The following is a 2,186-nucleotide window of genomic DNA, read 5'->3' as shown; positions in this document are numbered from 1 at the left end:
AGTAGGGCAAAGGGCATAACCTTAGAGGCTATATTTTGCGCCAGTAGATGCGCCCATAGTCCAAAGCCAATCAGGGTTGAGATATAGACAATAAACCCAAGCGATAGCCAAGACTTAATCGATGCCTGCGTAAATGTCGCAAGCTGCCATGCTTCGGTCTCGAATAGTAGAGATGATAACGTCAAAATCACACAAGCGATCAGACCGCCCCATACTACCAGTGCTAGCGCAGACAGTGCCGATGTCTTATTTGAAGCTTTATTATTGCTATTAATAGGCGAGGTAGTAGAGGTGTTACTAATGCTTTGCTGCGTTGAGGCTTGTTTTGAAGCAATATTGCCAAAGCTCCAACCTATGGCCGCAATCAAGATACAGATAAAACCAATCAAAGGCATATCACCGCCGAGATTGAGTGCAATGACACCCAGTCCTAGCACACCGACCACCATACCGATGATTTGCATGCGACTCACCGCTTCACCCAGTATGACAAAAGCCAGTAATACGGTGATAAAAATCTGAACCTGTAGCAATAACGCCGTCAATCCTGCCGATGCACCCAAATGCATGGCGGTGAATACAAAGGCATATTGCATGACAAAGGTACCGATGGCATAAATAAATAGCGTACGGTTGAATTTAGGTGGCTTGAGGAACAAAACCAACGGCACGGCAGTAAAGAAAAAGCGTAGGGCAGTGAGCATTAGTGGTGGAAAGCTTTCAAGCGCCCATGCAATAAAGGTAAAATTCACACCCCATATAAAGGTAACCAATACGGCTAAGGCAATGTGGATTGGGGTCATCAGATTATCCTAAATAATGATTATTAATTGACATTAAATTGTTGAGTTTGGGCGTGATGGAATTGACCAGTACAAATACAGCCTATGCCGTTATGCTGCCGTCAAAGTTTACAGTTAAACACACTAATCCTTGTTTATACTCTAAATCGCAATCAATCGATTATACTCAAACTAGGGCGTGTCCTTATTTTAAAAATGGTGATAAAAATGAGGTAAATTGCAGTCAAACAAGGAAAATAGTGCAGATAATATCGAGATATTACCTAGCTATTTGACGATGTTTGGCAAGATTTAACCATTTTTATCACCATTTAGATTGCTATCGGTTGAACTGAGGACACGCCCTAGAGCGACTTAAGAGCTTATCACTTCCCTTAATAGTCAATAAAAAAGCAGACATCATAATCGATATCTGCTTTTTTGTATTTCAAAGTCGCTTTTTAAGTCATTATTTTTAAGCAATGATCAGTCCTGAGGTTTGATTAAGTACTTCTCACCAGTGGCTTGTTTACCATAAGCGGCGATTGACTGTAACTGCAACGCTTCTTGTAGCGTGACTTCATGCGTATAGCTGCTGGCAAATGTGGTGGTAATTTCCTCTGCCACACGCTTGCGCATCGACATAACCGTTTCAGTGCCCAGTTTGGCGAGCGCATTGAATAATAGGAATCCATTAACACCCCACGCAAAGCCAAAGTTACGATTTAGGGTAATAGGACCACGGTTTAATGCCCCATAAATATACGCTTGTTTAAAAGTGGTAGAACCGTAAACGTTGTATTCTTCTACATCAGCAGTGATAGCGGCTTCCATACAGTTCAGAATATCGCTGGATAATTGACCGCCGCCGATAGGGTCGAATGAAATCGTGGCACCTGTTTCGACAATCGCTGCGGTTAAGTCCGCAATGAATGTATCACTGCTTGAGTTGACCACATATTTTGCACCCATATCACGTAACAGTTTTTCTTGCTCTTCCTTACGTACGATATTGATCAAATCAATACCATCAGCCATACAAATGCGGTTAAGCATTTGTCCAAGGCTAGATGCCGCTGCTGCATGAATGATGGCTTTGTGACCCTCAGCACGCATGGTTTCGACCATTGCCAGTGCGGTAAGTGGGTTCACAAAAGACGAAGCGCCTTCTTTAGCAGTCGTGCCTTCTTTTAATTCCAAGCAGCTTTTTACATTGACACAGTGATATTGACGATATGTACCGCCGCCAATCACAGCAACCATTTTGCCCATTAGTGCTTGTGCGGCTGGCGATGAACCCGCTGCGACCACCGTGCCAGCGCCTTCGTTACCCACAGGTGTGTCTTTATTCACACGTGTTTTCAGTGCTGGCATGAACTTTGCGGGAACATCAGCGGTAACGAT

2 protein-coding genes are annotated in these 2,186 nt (G+C 43.5%); both read right to left on the bottom strand.

Annotation, left to right across the window (positions count from 1 at the left end; all coding sequences use genetic code 11):
- Positions 1 to 803 (bottom strand): EamA family transporter (locus tag JMW64_RS13730; RefSeq protein ID WP_201555346.1); only part of this gene is annotated, 803 nt, incomplete at its 3' end.
- A gap of 465 nt (positions 804 to 1,268) precedes the next feature.
- A partial coding sequence (locus JMW64_RS13725) for a zinc-binding dehydrogenase (RefSeq protein WP_201555345.1) occupies positions 1,269 to 2,186 on the bottom strand: 918 nt, incomplete at its 5' end.

Origin of the sequence: Psychrobacter immobilis, assembly GCF_904846065.1 — a bacterium.
In the GTDB taxonomy this organism is placed as follows: Bacteria; Pseudomonadota; Gammaproteobacteria; order Pseudomonadales; family Moraxellaceae; genus Psychrobacter; species Psychrobacter immobilis_H.
Note: the sequence above shows the minus strand (reverse complement) of the source record. Positions and strands in the feature narration are given on the sequence as shown.